This is a genomic window from Stenotrophomonas sp. Sm10 (assembly GCF_030985515.1).
GTDB classification, from domain to species: domain Bacteria; phylum Pseudomonadota; class Gammaproteobacteria; order Xanthomonadales; family Xanthomonadaceae; genus Stenotrophomonas; species Stenotrophomonas hibiscicola.
In genome coordinates, this window is sequence record NZ_JAPTFO010000062.1 from 1 (window position 1) to 15,803 (window position 15,803).

Consider the following 15,803-nt stretch of genomic DNA (forward strand, 5'->3'; position numbering starts at 1 on the left):
GGGGGGGGGGGGGGGGGGGGGGGGGGGGGGGCCGCCCCCCCCCCCCCCCCCCCCCCCCCCCCCCCCCCCCCCCCCCCCCCCCCCCCCCCCCCCCCCCCCCCCCCCTTCGACAGTTTTCCGTGCACTGACGTTCTGTAGAGCCGAGCCATGCTCGGCTCCGAGCGAGCGCAGCGAAGCTATCCGCTTTTGATCTTCTCTTTCTTTTCCGTGGTGGACGCGCACGGAAACTGTCCGTGGCCGGGCGGGATGGGTTTGAGGGGGTGTCCGCGGCATGGGTCCGAGGCATGCCTCGGGCGGGTTGGGCAGGACGCCCAACCCTGGTCTTGCCGTGCGCGCAGGACAGCGCACACGAGCAAGCCGCGGCCAAGCCTCCACGGACGGATTCACGGCGTCCCCCGCAAACCCATCCCGCCCGGCCAACCCCATGATCGACGAACGCCGCCCACCACGAGGGGCTGCGCCGTTGGCTGGAAACCTAGATCGGCGCCAGCGCGGTAAACGGTGCCCACGGCAGGTTGCGCAGCAGCGCATACCCAGGCAGCACCCAGAGCCAGAACACAGGATTGGCCAGCACCCGCATGAGCGGGTCGAGCAGGCGTGGGCGGATGCCGGCGATGTTCAGCAGCATCAGCAACAGGAACGGCAGGCTGATGACCAGCAGCGGGTTCATCGCCATCGCGCCGGGCAGGTCGAAGTGGACCAGGGAATACAGGCAGCGCGTGCTGCCACATCCCGGGCAGTACAGGCCCGTCAGCGCGTACAGCGGGCAGCTCGGCAAGGGATTGCCGGCGACATACGGATTGACGTTGCGCAGGACCACCGTGGCGCCCGCGGCCAGGCCGGCGGAAACCAGCAGCGGCGCCCAGCGGGCGAACCGGGAACGAGCAGGAAGCGCGGACATGCAACAACGGATCCGGCGCAGGCGCCGGATCCGTCCAGGCGTATCAGTAGCCGCTGTTGCTCATCGCGCCCATGCCGCCGAGCACAACGAAGAACAGCACGTACAGCACGACCACGACGGCCCAGGCGATGGCCGACCAGATGGCCCACTTCTTGGCCTTGGCGGCGGAGTCCTGGGCGCCGGCAATGTCGCCAGCGGCCAGCTTGCCGTTGACCTGGGCGGCATAGACGATCGACACGATGCCGGCCGGCAGGCAGCAGAACAGGGTGCTCAGGATGGCCCAGACCAGATTGTTCGGGACCTGCGGAGTGGCGGTATTCATGGGTTCAAGCTCCTTGATGGGTGGTGGTGGTAGATCATTGGTCGGAAAGAGCGCCCAGCACGGCCAAGCCGCCGAACAGCCCGAACCACAACAGCAACAGGACCGGCAGGGCCACGGCCGAAGCCACCGCCCACCAGCCCGCCTTGCGCGACGCACTGTAGGCCCCCGGCAGGTCGCCGGCCGCGCGGCGGCCATCGACCTGGGAGGCGTACACGATCGACACCACGCCCAACGGGAGGCAGCAGAACAGCGTCGTCAGGATCGCCCAGACCAGATGGTTGGGGATGTAGACCGGACGGCTGAGCGGTGGTGGTTGATTCAAAGCAAGACTCCATTCCTTGGTGGCCAGCCGTGATGTTTCGGCCGAACCTCCCCCCTGTGGGTGCGTAATCTACCGCAACCGACGTTGCATGTATGCGTTTACAGTCACGACATGTCGCGTACGCCACTGGACGGTGACGTATGTGGGGGAGGTCGCCGGGCCCGCCTGGCGGGCCGGTTCCGTCAGGCGTGATCGCCGCGCAGTGCCCGCACCTGGGCCTCCAGCACCGGGGCGCTGGTGCTGTGGCCATCCACGGCCGGCGCCGCGACCACTTCGACGGTGGCACGGAAACGGCGCGGCACCCGCATGCGGCCCAGGCGGCTGTCGCGCCGGCTCCACATGCTCGACCACATGCCGCGCAGGGCCATCGGCACCACCGGCACCGGCCGCCGTTGGAGGATCTTCTCAACGCCCGACTTGAACGGGGCCATCGCACCATCCCTGGTCAGCGCACCTTCCGGGAAGATGCAGACCAGCTCACCTTCGGCCAACGCGGCGTCAATCTCGTCGAACGCGCGCTGCATCAGCGCCGGGTCTTCGCGCGCGCCGGCGATCGGGATCGCCTTGGCGGTGCGGAAGATCCAGCGCATCACCGGGATGTTGAAGATCCGGTAGTACATGACGAAGCGCACCGGGCGTGGAATCGTCGCCGACAGGATCAGCGCGTCCATGTAGCTGACATGGTTGCAGACCAGCAGCGCGGCGCCTTCGTCGGGCACGTTGGCCTCGATGCCGTGCGGGCGCAGCCGGTACAGCGTGCGCACCATCAGCCAGCTGAGGAAGCGCATCAGGAATTCGGGGACGATGGTGAAGATGTAGATCGCCACCAGCGCGTTGGCGATGGCCAGCGCCAGGAACTGCTGCGGGATGGTCCAGTGCAGCAGCGTGTGCGCGGCCAGCGACAGCAGGGCCGCAGCGACGATGAAGCCGGAATTCTGGATGTTCAGCGCCGCGAACACGCGCGACATCTGCGCCTTCGGCGTGCGGCTCTGGATCAGCGCGAACAGCGGCACCACGAAGATGCCGGTGAACAGGCCGATGCCGACCAGGTCGATGACGATGCGGCTGCTGCCCGGCTGCTGCAGGAACGGCCCGATGGCCAGCCCCTGCACGGTCGCCTCGCCGCTGCGGGCGAAGTACAGGTCGAGCAGGAACGCGGTCATGCCGAACGCGCCCAGCGGCACCAGGCCGATTTCCACCGTGCGCGCCGACAGCTTCTCGCACAGCAGCGAGCCGATGCCGGTGCCAACCGAGAACAGGGCCAGCGCAAAGATGTACAGGGTTGGCTCACCGCCCAGGTTGGTCACCGCATAGGCCGGTAGCTGCGAGGTCAGCACGGTGCCGACGAACCAGAACCAGGACACGCCCAGGATCGAATTGCGCACGGCTTTCTGCTGGCGCGCCATGCGCAGCACCGCCAGTGATTCCGGCAGCGGGTTCCAGTTGATCTTCAGGTTCGGGTCGCCGGCATCGACCTTGGGAATCAGGCGCGCGGCGATGTTGCCGCAGATCGCCAGCGCGATGATCGCGCAGGCCGCCACCACGGTGCCGTGGCTGCCGGCCACGGTGAACACCAGGCCGCCGACGATCATGCCGGACAGGATCGACATCGAGGTGCCCATCTCGACCAGGCCGTTGCCGCCGGTCAGTTCCTCGGGCTTGAGCACCGACGGCAGCACCGAGTACTTCACCGGGCCGAACAGGGTCGACTGCATGCCGGTGCAGAACAGGGCGACCAGCAACACCGGCAGGCTCTGGGTGAGGAAGCCGGCGGCCGCCAGCGACATGATCACGATCTCCATGGTGGTGGTAATCACGATCAGCCGCGATTTTTCCAGTTTGTCGGCGATCTGCCCGGCCAGTGCCGAGAACAGGAAGTAGGGCAGAATGAAGATGGCCGGTGCCAGCGTGGCGTACAGCCCCAGCTCCTCCTCCGGCACGGCCATGAACAGCAACATGCTGATGATCGCCTGCCGGTACACGTTGTCGTTGAACGCGCCGAGTGCCTGGACCACGAAGAACGGCAGGAAACGGCGCTGGCGCAGCAGGGCGAACTGGTTGTGACCGGACATGGAGCCTCCTTGACCGGCGCAGCCTAGCATTCCTGCCCATCTGCTGTGGGTACGGACCTGTGGGTGCGGACCCGTTGGTCCGCACACCTGCCAGCACCCTCAGACGATATCGTCGACCACGCCGCCGTCCACGCGCAGCGCCGCGCCGGAGGTGGCGGAAGCCTGCGGCGAGGCCAGGTACACCACCATGTTGGCCACTTCCTCGACCGTGGCAGTGCGCTGGATCACCGAGGATGGCCTGTGTGCCATCACGAACTCGCGGCCGATCTGCTCCAGCGGCTTGCCGCTGCGCTGGCGTTCATCCTCGAACATCGCCGCGAAGCCATCGGACAGGGTCGGGCCGGGCAGCACCGCGTTGACGGTGACGCCACTGCCGGCCACGCGCTTGGCCAGGCCGCGCGACAGCGACAGCTGCGCGGTCTTGCTGACCCCGTAGTGGATCATGTCGGCGGGAATGTTGCGTGCCGATTCGGAGGAGATGAACAGCACGCGACCCCAGCCGGCATCGACCATCGCCGGCAGCAGTGCCCGCGACAGGCGCACACCGGACATCACGTTGGTCTGCCAGTAACGCTCCCAGGTGGCATCTTCGGTCTCGAAGAAGTCCTCGGGGCCGAAGACGCCGGCGTTGTTGACCAGGATGTCGACCTTGGGCAGGCCGGCCAGCAGCGTATCGACGCCGGCCGCATCGGAGAGATCGGCGGCCACGCCGATCACCTCGGCACCCGGAACGGTAGCGAGCAGGCGCTGGCGGGCGCGTTCGACACTGTCGGTGCTGCGGCCGTTGAGAATGACCCGCGCACCCGCCGCGGCAAGACCCTGGGCGATCGCCAGGCCGATGCCGGCGGTGGAGGCGGTGACCAGCGCGGTGCGGCCGGCGAGTTCGATCTTCATGGGGGATTCCAGTACCAGGGGATCACCCAGTATCCGCGCGGGAAGGTGATCGGGATGCATCGCAAGGCGCAACACACGGTTGCACACGGTGCAGTAGATCCACGCCACGCGCGGATGGGATGTCCGACCAGCGACAAGGAATCAGGTCAGGTTGGTCACTGCCTCATTGGCCGCTGCACGCACCTTCGGCAGCATCCGCAGCACCAGCGCCATCTGGGTACGGATCAGCTGCAGTTTCGGCGGCATCGCCTCGTCGATCTGCTCCAGCTCGGCGGCCACCGCGCGGTCTGAGTCGTTGTCATCTTCCGCAACGGGTTGCCGCGCGGTCAGCGCCGTCGCCAGCTGCTGAAGTGCCTTGCGCACGCGATCGCCCGCGGCCAGCGCCAGTGGATCGCCAGCATAGCTGTCCACCTGGTCGCGGTGCGCACCCAGCGCCGACAGATGCCCCAGCAGCGTGTTGGACAGCGCCAGGAAGCGGAAGCCGGCATCCAGATTGCGGCGCACATGGCCGGGTTCGCGCAGCATGTTCGACAATGCGGTGGACAGCGCGGCGTCGGCGTTGTGCATGTCGCGGCGGGCGATGCGGTAGGCCAGGTCATCGCGCATGCCGCTGCGGTACTGACCCAGCACCGAATCCAGGTAGCGAGCCGCAGTGTCCAGCACGCGTGCCAGGACGAGATGCAGCTGCCGGCCCTGCCAGTCGGGCAGGATCAGGAATGCGGCGACGGCGGCGATCGCGCAGCCCAGCAGCGTATCGACCATGCGCGGCACGATCAGCACGAAGCCGTCGCCGATAAGGTTGAAGCAGGTCAGCGCCATCACCGTGATCGCCGCCGATGCCACCAGGTAGCGGTCGGTGCGGGTGAAGAAGAACAGCAGCGCAGAGAGCAGGGCGATCAGCAGCTGCACGTGCAGCTGCGGGAACAGCTGCAGCAGTGCCCAGGTCAGCACCAGTCCGGCGACGGTGCCGACGATGCGCTGTGCCAGGCGCTGGCGGGTGGCACCGAAGTTGGGCCGGCACACGAACACGATGGTCAGCAGTACCCATGAACCGTTCTGTGCATTGAACAGCCGGATCGCTGCAAAGCCGGCGATCAGCGCCAGTGCCATGCGCAGGCCATGGCGGAACAGCACCGAGCCGGGCGTGAACTGCTGGCGGATGCGCACGCCCATCTCGCGCAGGGTATGCGGGTTGCTGTCGCGCAGGCGGGTGTCGACGTTGTCCAGGCTGGCTTCGGAACGTTCGGCATCCAGCAGGCGGCGCTCGATGCTGCGCAGGTTGTGAACCAGCAGGTCCAGCGAGCCGAGCAGGCGCTGCCACTGCGGGCGCTGCTGGTCACGCAGGTAGGCCAGCGCGTCTGCCAGGTCGCGCCCGGCCTGCTGGTTGCTTTCACCGTATACGAACGGACGACGCAGCCGGATCGCCTCGCCCAGGCGGGCACAGGCCTGGCCCTGCAGGTCGAGCAGGCGCTGGCAGCGGTAAAGCACATCGCTGTGGAAGAAGGCGTCCACCAGCGCGCCATACGGGTAGTGCGAGGAACTGGCGCGCTCGTGGAAATCCTGCGCCATGTAGTACAGGCGCAGGTACAGGCCGGAGTTCACCCCGGGCCGGCCGGAGCGGCCGAAGCGGGCAAGGATCGCTGTCTTGGCCTCGTTCAGTGCACCCACCACACGGCGGTTCTGTTCGGCCAGGTCGAGCTGGCGACGTTGCAGGTCGGCTTCGCGCACCGGCTCGAACAGCGCAGCCTTCAGCTGCAGGTAGCGGCCCAGTTCCTGATACAGCCGCGCCACGCGTTCGCGCACCGGACGGTTGGCGAACAGCGCGGTCCACAGGATCGACAGCAGGCCATACCAGACCGCACCGGCCAGCAGGTGGCTGACCGCGTCCAGCGCGCTGTGCAGGTCGCCGGCGCCATGCTGCTCCAGGCCGATCATGGTGTAGATCGCCAGCGTCACCGTCGCCTGGGCGATCGACGCATAGCGCTCGCCGAGCGCACCGAGCAGGGTCAGGCCGAAGGTGGACAGCGCCAGCGCGCCAATGAAGATCCACGGCCACGGGAACAGCCAGATCACCGATGCTGCGGCAAGGCAGAAACACAGCAGCGACAGCAGTACCGCCTTGGTGCGGCCCCACCAGTTGTCGTCGGTCTCGGCGATGGCGCTGGCGATGATGCCGAGAAACACGCCGGGCAGGGCGGTGAGCGCGTCCAGCTGCCAGCACACGGCAAGCGCTGCGGCCAGGGCGATGAACACCCGCAGGCCATAGCTGGCCTTCTCGTGGGCCCACAGGCGGCTGAGGCGGGATTGGCGGGCGGACATGCAGGCTCGGTGGAAGGGTCTTCCACCATTATTGCGGGCCACGCGTGAAATGGTAGATCCACGCCACGCGTGGATGATTTTCCGCTCGATACGCGGTAGTGCCGGCCGTTGCCCGGCTCTTCATGCGCCCGGACGAAGGTGCGAGGAGCCGGCCGGCGGCCGGCACTACGGGGTTGCCGGGGTTACATGTCGAACCGAACGCTCACCGCGAACGTACGCGGCAGGCCGGCGCCAGCGTTGGACCAGTACTTCCGGTTGGCCAGGTTCTCGACGCTGGCACGCAGGGTCACCGGGTGGCCCGAGGCAAGCAGCCGGTAGCCGACGCCGGCATTCACCAGCGTGTAGTCGGGCAGCTTCAGGGTGTTGTCGGCGTCGTACCAGACATCGCCGTAGTAGCGCACGGCCGCATACGTTTCCAGGCCGTCCACCCACGGCAGCTGGTAGGTGGCATGCATGACGCCGCTCCAGCGCGCGGCACCTGCGGTACGGTTGCCTTCCTGTGCGGCGCTGGCCGGCGACAGCCTGTCGTAGGTCGGGTCCAGCCAGGTGACGCCACCGCCGACCGTCAGGGCATCGTTGAGGTGCAGGTCGGCACTGGCTTCGATGCCTTCGTACAGCGTGATGCCGTCCTGCACCAGGCGCTTGCCGGCAGGCGTGAGCTCATCGATGTTGGCGCCACGCTCCAGCCGGAACGCCGCCAGGTTCGCATTCCAGCGTGCCCCCTCGACCTTCGCGCCGATCTCGTACTGCTTGCTGATGGTCGGGTCGAGCACGTCGCCGGCGTTGACGTAGCTGTTGCCCACGCGGCTGCCCGCTTCCAGCGATTCGATGTAGCTGGCGTAGAGGGTGACGGCCTCGCGGGGCTTGAGCATCACCGCGTAGGTCGGTGTGACCGGGTAGGTGTGGTAGCGGCCCCTGGTCTCGTAGTCGTTGTAACGCCAGCCTGCCAATACCGACCAGCCACTGCCGAGATCGACGGTATCGCTTGCGAACACCGCTTGCTGCACGGCTTCGTCGCCACGGGTCATCACTCGTGAACCGACGGCATCGTGGCGGATGGCGTGGCGCTGGTACAGGTTGCCGCGGCCGATCAGGTTCCATTCGTAGGGGCGGTCCCAACCCAGCCCGGTCTGGTGGCTGATGCCCGCCACCACCTGATGCTGCAGCGGGCCAGTGCGGAAGCTGCCCTGCAGCATCGCCTGGGCCAGCTTCCACTCGCTCTTGCCGCCCAGTTCGTAGACGTTGACGTCATAGTCGCCGTTGGGATTGTCGATGTAGGCGAAGATCTTGTTGACGTCGTTCCACGAGGTGGTGACGCCGTAACTCAGGCTGGCTTTCCAGTCGCTGTTGATCTGCCAGTTCAAGCCGGTCGACAGCAGGCTGGATCGGGTGTCGTAGTAGGTGCCGGGCACGCTGTTGTCGGTATCCCCGGCAATCGGTCGCGGCAGCGATGTCAGGCCACGGAAGTAGTACTGCGGCGATTCTTCGCGCAGATCGCGTGACTGGAATACGCCGTCGAAGGTCCAGGTCAGTACATCGCTCAGACGGGCATCCAGCGAGAGTGCGCCAACCTTGCGATCGACGTGCCCACCATTGAAGGTCTCGCCCTTTTCCTGGAAGGCGTTGAAACGGTAGCCGAACATCTGCTCGTTGCCGAAACGTCCGCCAACGTCGATGCCGCCGCTGACGATGCCCTGTTCACGCCAACCCAGCTGGGCGGAGAAGGTGGGCGTGTCCGTCGGCTTCTTGGTGATGTAGTTGACGATGCCGCCGGGTGCACCGAACCCGTACAGGAAGCCGCCCGGGCCTTTCAGCAGATCGACCTGTTCCATCACTTCCAGCGGCCATTCGGTACCCCAGGAAGAGACCTGCAGGCCATTGACGCGATAGCTGTCAAAATTCAGTTCGATACCGCGATTGCGGATGGGTGAGCTCCAGCCGCTGGCGTAGGCGCTGACCTGGGTGGTGACCGAAGGGTCGAGCAGGAAGGCTTCGCCCAGCGAGACCACCTGGCGCTGCTCGATCTGCTCGCGGCCAACAGCGGTGATCGCAAACGGAGTGTCGCGCAGGGCGCGGTCGCCCAGTGCGCCGGCGTCGGTATGGGTGCGTTCGGCGGTGACATTCACCGCATCCAGATCGGTGGCTTTGCGGCTGACGGCCGGCGCTTCGGCATGGGCAGCGCAGGCGGCGGACAGGGCGGAGGCCAGCAGGGCCAGGCGGGGGAGACGGGAAGGCAGCATCGATGGTGGTCCTCGACGGACGGCCACAGGCCATCCGCCCACGGGTGGGGGAAGGGGCAGTGGCTGGGATCACGCAGGCTGGCCGGGGAAGGCAGCGGGGCGCCGCAACGGGGCGCAGGACCGTGGCTGGATGAGAATTGTTCTCTTTTCGTTACGGCACGTCAAACCTGGAGGCGTGCGGACCAACGGTCCGCGCCCACGGTCCGTACCCACCATTCGCATCCACGGTAGTGCCGGCCGCTGGCCGGCAGATTCGCCGTACGGAGAAAGCCGGCCAGTGGCCGGCTCTACCCCCGTAGATCCACGCCATGCGTGTATGGGCCGCTCTACGCCCGCTGCGCGCGCTTGAGCAGCTTCGCTTCGCGCCTGCGCGCGCGACGGGCCCGCCAGCGTTCGGCCAGGCACGAGAAGATCACGTACAGCGCCGGCGTGCTGAGCAGGGTCAGGCTCTGCGAGAACAGCAGGCCGCCGATCATCGCGATACCCAGCGGACGACGCAGTTCGGACCCTTCGCCCAGGCCGATCGCCAGCGGAACCGCTGCCAGGATCGCCACCATCGTGGTCATCATGATCGGACGGAAGCGCACGATGCTGGCCTCGCGTGCCGCCTCGCGCGGCGCCAGCCCATGCTCGCGCTGCGCCACCAGCGCGAAGTCGATCATCATGATCGCGTTCTTCTTGACGATGCCGATCAGCAGCACCAGCGCGATCATCGAGATCACCGACAGTTCGGTGTTGGTGCCGAACAACGCCAGCAGCGCACCGACGCCCGCCGCCGGCAGCGTGGACAGGATGGTGACCGGGTGGATCAGGCTCTCGTAGAGCATGCCCAGCACCAGGTAGACGGTCAGGATCGCGGCAAACACCAGGATCAGCATGTCGCTGGGATCTGAATTGAAGCCGAAGCCCGCGTCGTCGGCCAGGCGGATGTCACCGGGCATGCGCATGCCGGCTACAGTGGCGTCGATGATCGCCTTGGCTTCGCCCATGCTCACGTTCGGAGCAAGGTTGTAGCTGAGGTCCATCGTCGTGTACTGGTTTTCATGGGTGATCTGCGACGGTGCCAGGCCGGGCACCTGGGTGGCCACCGCGGTGATCGGCACCATGTCGCCGTTGCGCGCACGCACGTACACCTCATCCAGCGCCGCCGGGGTGGCGGTCTGCGAGGGCAGGGCATTGACCACCACGCTGTACTGGTTGATGTCGGAGTAGATGGTGGAGATCTGGCGCTGGCCGAACGCACCGTACAGCGCGCCGTCGATGGCGCCCACCGTGATGCCCAGGCGCGCGGCCTTTGCGCGGTCGATCTGGATGTTCTGGCGCAGGCCGGCATTGTCCACGTCGGTGCCGACGTCGCGCAGCTTCGGGTTCTTCTTCAGCTCCGCCTGCAGCTTGGGCAGCCACTCCTGCAGTGATGCCAGGTCGTTGCCCTGCAGCGAGATGCGGTACTGCGCGCCCTGGCTTGAGCCGCCGCCGTCATTGCTGGGCAGATCCTGGATAGCGCGCAGGCGCAGTTGCAGGTCGGGGTAGCGGTCGGCCTTGGCGCTCAGCCGCGCCAGGGCGTGCGCGGTGGTTTCGCGACGGCCTTCCCTGCGCGATTTCAGCTCGATGTTGAACTGCGCACTCGACCCCTGGCGGCCGCTGCCCAGGCGAACGCCCACGGTCTTCACTGCCGGGTCGGCCATCAGCATGTCGGTGATGCGACGCTGGCGGCTGACCATGTCCTCGAAGGAAACAGTGGCGCTGGAATTGGCCCGGCCCCAGATCAGGCCGGTGTCCTGCGGCGGGAACGCACCCTTCTTCACTGCACCGAACAGGAAGATGGTGGCGGCGATCAGCAGCAACGGCGTCAACGACAGCAGCAGCGCGTGGCGCAGCGAGAAGTCGAGGAACACGGTGTAGATGCGCAGCATCCGCTCGTGGCCGGCATCGAGCCAGCGGCCGAAACGCGACGGCGGCGCGCTGTGGTCGTGCGCACTGAGGAAGCGGCTGCACAGCGCCGGGGTCAGCGTCAGCGAGACGATCATCGAGACCACAATGGCCGCCACCAGGGTGACGGTGAACTCGCGGAAGAACGCGCCCATCATGCCGCTGGCGAACAGCAGCGGAATGAACACCGCCACCAGCGAGGCAGTGATCGAGACGATGGTGAAGCCGATCTCGCGCGCGCCGGTCAGTGCCGCCTGCATGCGCGGCATGCCCTCGTCGAGATGGCGCATGATGTTCTCGATCACCACGATCGCATCGTCCACCACGAAGCCGATCGCGATCACCAGCGCCAGCAGGCTCAGGTTGTTCAGGGTGAAGCCCATCACGTACATCACCAGCGCCGCACCGGCCAGCGACAGCGGCACGGTTACGGCGGCGATCAGCGTCGGCGCCAGCCGGCGCAGGAACAGCGCCATGGTCAGCACCACCATCGCCAGGCTGATCAGCAGGGTAATCTGCACTTCATGCAGCGACGAGCGGATGGTCGGCGTACGGTCGAAGTACGGCGTCATCGTGGTGCCGGGCTGCAGGTAGTCGCGCAGCGCGGGAATCTGCGCCTTGACCCGGTCCACGGTCTCCACGATGTTGGCCCCGGCGCGGGTGAACACGTACATCACCACCGCCGGCTTGTGGTCGAACCAGGCGGCCTGGTAGGCATCCTGCTGGCCGTCATAGACGTTGGCGATGTCCTTCAGGCGGATCACCCGGCCATCGCCCTGGGTCTTCACCACCAGGTCGGCGAAGTCGGCTGCACGCGCGACCGAATCGTTGGCGATGATCGCGGTGGTGGTATTTCCATCGCTGAGGAAGCCGGTGGGCGAGGTGACATTGGCTGCGCGTACGGCGTTGCGCAGATCATCGGCAGTCAGGCCCAGCGCGTTCATCAGGCGCAGGTTGACGTCCACGCGCACGGCCGGCGTCGAGGCACCGGCGATGTCCACCGAGGCCACGCCGCTGATCTGGCGGATGCGCTGTGCCAGCAGCGAATCGGCGACGTTGTAGAGCTCGTCGGCCGACTGCGTCTGCGAGGTCAGCGCAATGGCGATGACCGGGTCGTCGTTCGGGTTTGCCTTCTGGTACATCGGCGAGCCCATGCCCGAGGGCAGGTCGGCCTGCGCCGAGTTGATCGCGGTCTGCACGTCCAGCGCGGCCGAATCGATGTCGTGGCCGCTCTGGAAGATCATGAACACCAGCGAGCTGCCTTCCGAGCTCGACGAGCGCATGCGGTCGATGCCCGGCAGCTGGCCGAGGTGGCGTTCCAGCGGTGCGGTGACCGTGGACGCCATGGTTGCCGCATCGGCGCCGGACTGGCTGGCGTGCACGAAGATCACGGGGATCTCGATGTTCGGCAGCGCCGACACGCCCAGGCGCAGGTAGCAGATCAGGCCGACCATGAACAAGCCGATGGCCAGCAGCGCGGTGCCGATCGGGCGGCGGATGAAAGGGCCGGACAGGTTCATCGTGCGGCCTCCCGCAGCAGCGGGGCGTGGATCATGCCTGCGGCTCCTGCAGCGAACCATTGCGCAGCGCGCGCTGTTCGCGGCGGCGCGCCAGCCACTCGGAGAAGCGCTCCATGTACAGGTAGATCACCGGCGTGGTGTACAGCGTGACCAGCTGCGACAGCAGCAGGCCGCCGACGATGGCGATACCCAGCGGGCGGCGCAGCTCCGAACCGATGCCGGTGCCCAGCGCCAGCGGCAGTGCGCCGAGCATGGCTGCGGCGGTGGTCATCATGATCGGGCGGAAGCGCAGCAGGCAGGCGCGACGGATCGCGTCATGCGCGTTGGCACCGGCGCGGCGCGCCTCGATCGCGAAGTCGACCATCATGATGCCGTTCTTCTTGACGATGCCGATCAGCAGCACGATGCCGACGATGCCATCCACCGACAGGCTCAGCCCGCACAGCATCAGCGCCAGCAGCGCGCCGACACCGGCCGGCGGCAGGGTGGAGATGATCGTGATCGGGTGGATGTAGCTCTCGTAGAGCACGCCCAGCACGATGTAGATCACCACCAGCGAGGCCAGCAGCAGCCACACCACATCGGTCTGGCTGCCGGTGAACTCGGCTGCCTTGCCGATGAATTCGGCATGCAGATGTGCCGGCATGTCCAGGCTGTCCTTGGTCTCCTGGATCGCTCGCACCGCTTCGGACAGCGAATAGCCCGGCGCCACGTTGAACGACACCGTCACCGCCGGCAGCTGCTGCTGGTGGCTGACCACCAGCGGTGCGCTGCTCACCTTGCCTTCGGCCAGCGCCGACAGCGGAATGATGTTGCCGGCGCCGACCGTGATGCCGGTGTTCTGCGCGCCGATGCCGGTGGCGGTGGACGAGTTGGAGGAGGTGACCTGGCCGAAGCTGGTGGCATTGGTGCCGGTCAATGCGCCGGCGCCGTTGGAGGCGACCGCCAGCTGTTCCATCAGCGCGGTGCTGGTGCGGAACTCCGGTGCCACTTCCAGCACCACGCGATACTGGTTGAGCTCGGTGAAGATGGTCGAGATCTGGCGCTGGCCGAACGCATCGTAGAGCGTGTCGTCGATGGTCTGCATCGGCACGCCCAGCACGCTGGCCTTGTCGCGGTCGATGTTCAGCTCCAGGGCGCGGCCCTGGCTGGACAGGTTGTTGTCGACGTCGGCCAGTTCCGGGCGCTTGCGCAGCGCTTCGGTCAGGCGCGTGGCCTGGGTCGCCACCGTCGCCGAATCCACGTCCGACAGCGAGTACTGGTACTCGGTGGCGGCCACACGGGTATCCAGGGTTACGTCCTGCACCGGCTTCAGGTACAGCGCCACCCCCGGAATGCCGGCCACTGCCTTCTGCAGGCGTGGCAGGATCTCCTCCAGGCCATCGCGCTCGCCGCGTTCCTTCAGCACGATCGACAGCTGGCCCTGGTTGAGCGTGGGGTTCATGCTGCCGGCGCCGATGAAGGCCGACACGCCGGTCACGTCCGGATCCTGGCGCAGCGCTTCGGCCACCTGCCTGGTGCGCTGCTCCATCTGCGGGAAGGCGATGTTCTGGTCGGCCTGCACCACGCCGGTGATCAGGCCGGTGTCCTGTTCGGGCAGCAGGCCCTTGGGGATCAGCACGTACAGCAGCACGGTCAGCACCAGTGCGCCGCCGGCCACGGCCAAGGTCAGGCGCTGGTGGCCCAGCACCCAGTCCAGGCTGTGCTCGTACAGGCCGACGGTGCGCGTCCACAGGTTCTGCTTGCCGGCCGCCGCCGCGCGCTCATGCGCGTCCTCGCCCTCGGGCAGGGCATCGGGCTTGAGCAGGTAGGCACACATCATCGGGGTGAGCGTCAGCGAGATCAGCATCGACAGCACCACCGCGATGCTCAGCACCCAGGCGAACTCATGGAACAGGCGGCCGGTCACACCGGGCATCAGCAGCAGCGGCAGGAACACCGCCACCAGCGAGATGGTCAGCGACAGCACGGTGAAGCCGATCTGGCGTGCACCGATCTCGGCCGCTTCCTTGCCGCTCTTGCCCTGTTCGATATACCGCACGATGTTCTCGATCATCACGATCGCATCGTCGACCACGAAACCGGTGGCCACCACCAGCGCCATCAGCGAGAGGTTGTCCAGCGACATGCCGGCAAAGGCCATCACCGCGAAAGTGCCGGCCAGCGAGAGCGGTACCGCCACCGAGGGAATGATCGTGGCCCACAACCGGCGCAGGAATACGAAGATCACCGCCACCACCAGGCCGATGGTGAGGATCAGGGTGAACTGCACTTCGTGCACCGAGGCGCGGATGGTCTCGGTACGGTCGTTGAAGATCTCCAGGTGCACGTCGGCTGGCAGCACGCCCTGCAGCTGCGGCAGGATCGCGCGGATGCGCTCGACCGTCTGCACGATGTTGGCACCGGGCTGGCGCCGCACTTCCAACAGCACCGCCGGCTTGCCATCGGCCCAGGCGGCGAGCTGGTCGTTCTCCACGCCATCGACCACCTCGGCCACGTCCGACAGCCGCACCGGGCGGCCGTTCTTGTAGCTGATGATGGTGTCGCGGTACTCGGCGGCGCTGGCCAGCTGGTCGTTGGTGCCGATGCTGTAGGACTGGGTCTTGCCGTTCAACGAGCCCTTGGGCGCATTGACGTTGGCTTGGGTGAGCGCGCTGCGCAGCTGTTCCAGGGTCAGGCCCATGTTCGACAGCTGCGCCGGATTGACCTGGATGCGCACGGCCGGGCGCACGTTGCCGGCAATCGAGACCAGGCCGACGCCCTGCACCTGTGACAGGCGCTGGGCCAGGATGGAGTCGGCGTAGTTGTTGACATCGCGCAGCGGACGCGTGTCAGACGTCAGTTTCAAGGTAACGATGGCCGCGTCAGCCGGGTTCACCCGGTTGTAGACCGGCTGGTAGGGCAGCGACGAGGGCAGGGTGGCCTGGCGTATCGCCGCCTGTACGTCCTGCGCGGCGATGTCGATGTTCCGGTCCATCGAGAACTGCAGGATGATCGTGGACAACCCGGCCGACGAGTCGGAGGTCATCAGCTCCAGCCCGGAGATCTGCCCGAACTGGCGCTCCAGCGGCGTGGTGACCAGCGAGGCCATGGTGGTGGCGTTGGCGCCGGGGTACTGGGTGGTGACCACCAGGCTGGGCGCATCGATTTCCGGCAGCGCCGACACCGGCAGCTTGCGGTAGCCGAGGATGCCCAGCAGCAACAGGCCCGCCATCAACAGCGAGGTGGCGATCGGGCGGCGGATGAAGATCGTCGAAAAGCCCACGGACTGATCCTTGCTGGCA

Annotated in this window: 9 protein-coding genes; all 9 read right to left on the bottom strand. The window is 67.0% G+C overall.

Annotated elements, in window-relative coordinates:
* Positions 1-475: 475 nt before the first annotated feature.
* Positions 476-901, bottom strand: a complete 426-nt coding sequence (locus O0J15_RS15710; RefSeq protein WP_019661493.1) for a DUF2752 domain-containing protein — start codon at positions 899-901, stop codon at positions 476-478.
* A gap of 43 nt (positions 902-944) precedes the next feature.
* The gene (locus tag O0J15_RS15715) at positions 945-1,223 is read right to left on the bottom strand and encodes a CD225/dispanin family protein (RefSeq protein WP_308305916.1); all 279 of its coding nucleotides are present in this window, start codon (positions 1,221-1,223) and stop codon (positions 945-947) included.
* Positions 1,224-1,257: 34 nt separating this feature from the next.
* Positions 1,258-1,545 carry a CD225/dispanin family protein gene (locus tag O0J15_RS15720; RefSeq protein ID WP_005419784.1) on the bottom strand — a complete coding sequence of 96 codons (288 nt, stop codon included), beginning with the start codon at positions 1,543-1,545 and terminating at the stop codon, positions 1,258-1,260.
* Positions 1,546-1,727: 182 nt separating this feature from the next.
* A complete protein-coding gene (locus O0J15_RS15725) occupies positions 1,728-3,617 on the bottom strand; it encodes an MFS transporter (protein WP_019661491.1) in 1,890 nt (629 codons plus the stop codon).
* A gap of 99 nt (positions 3,618-3,716) precedes the next feature.
* The gene (locus O0J15_RS15730; RefSeq protein ID WP_111098931.1) at positions 3,717-4,511 is read right to left on the bottom strand and encodes an SDR family NAD(P)-dependent oxidoreductase; all 795 of its coding nucleotides are present in this window, start codon (positions 4,509-4,511) and stop codon (positions 3,717-3,719) included.
* A 141-nt stretch (positions 4,512-4,652) separates the two neighbouring features.
* Positions 4,653-6,830, bottom strand: a complete 2,178-nt coding sequence (gene yccS / locus O0J15_RS15735) for a YccS family putative transporter (protein WP_308305917.1) — start codon at positions 6,828-6,830, stop codon at positions 4,653-4,655.
* Between the two features lie 182 nt (positions 6,831-7,012).
* A complete protein-coding gene (locus O0J15_RS15740) occupies positions 7,013-9,070 on the bottom strand; it encodes a TonB-dependent receptor (RefSeq protein ID WP_308305918.1) in 2,058 nt (685 codons plus the stop codon).
* Between the two features lie 326 nt (positions 9,071-9,396).
* Positions 9,397-12,519, bottom strand: a complete 3,123-nt coding sequence (locus tag O0J15_RS15745; protein WP_019661487.1) for an efflux RND transporter permease subunit — start codon at positions 12,517-12,519, stop codon at positions 9,397-9,399.
* A 31-nt stretch (positions 12,520-12,550) separates the two neighbouring features.
* Positions 12,551-15,784 carry an efflux RND transporter permease subunit gene (locus tag O0J15_RS15750; protein ID WP_019661486.1) on the bottom strand — a complete coding sequence of 1,078 codons (3,234 nt, stop codon included), beginning with the start codon at positions 15,782-15,784 and terminating at the stop codon, positions 12,551-12,553.
* Between the last annotated feature and the right edge of the window lie 19 nt (positions 15,785-15,803).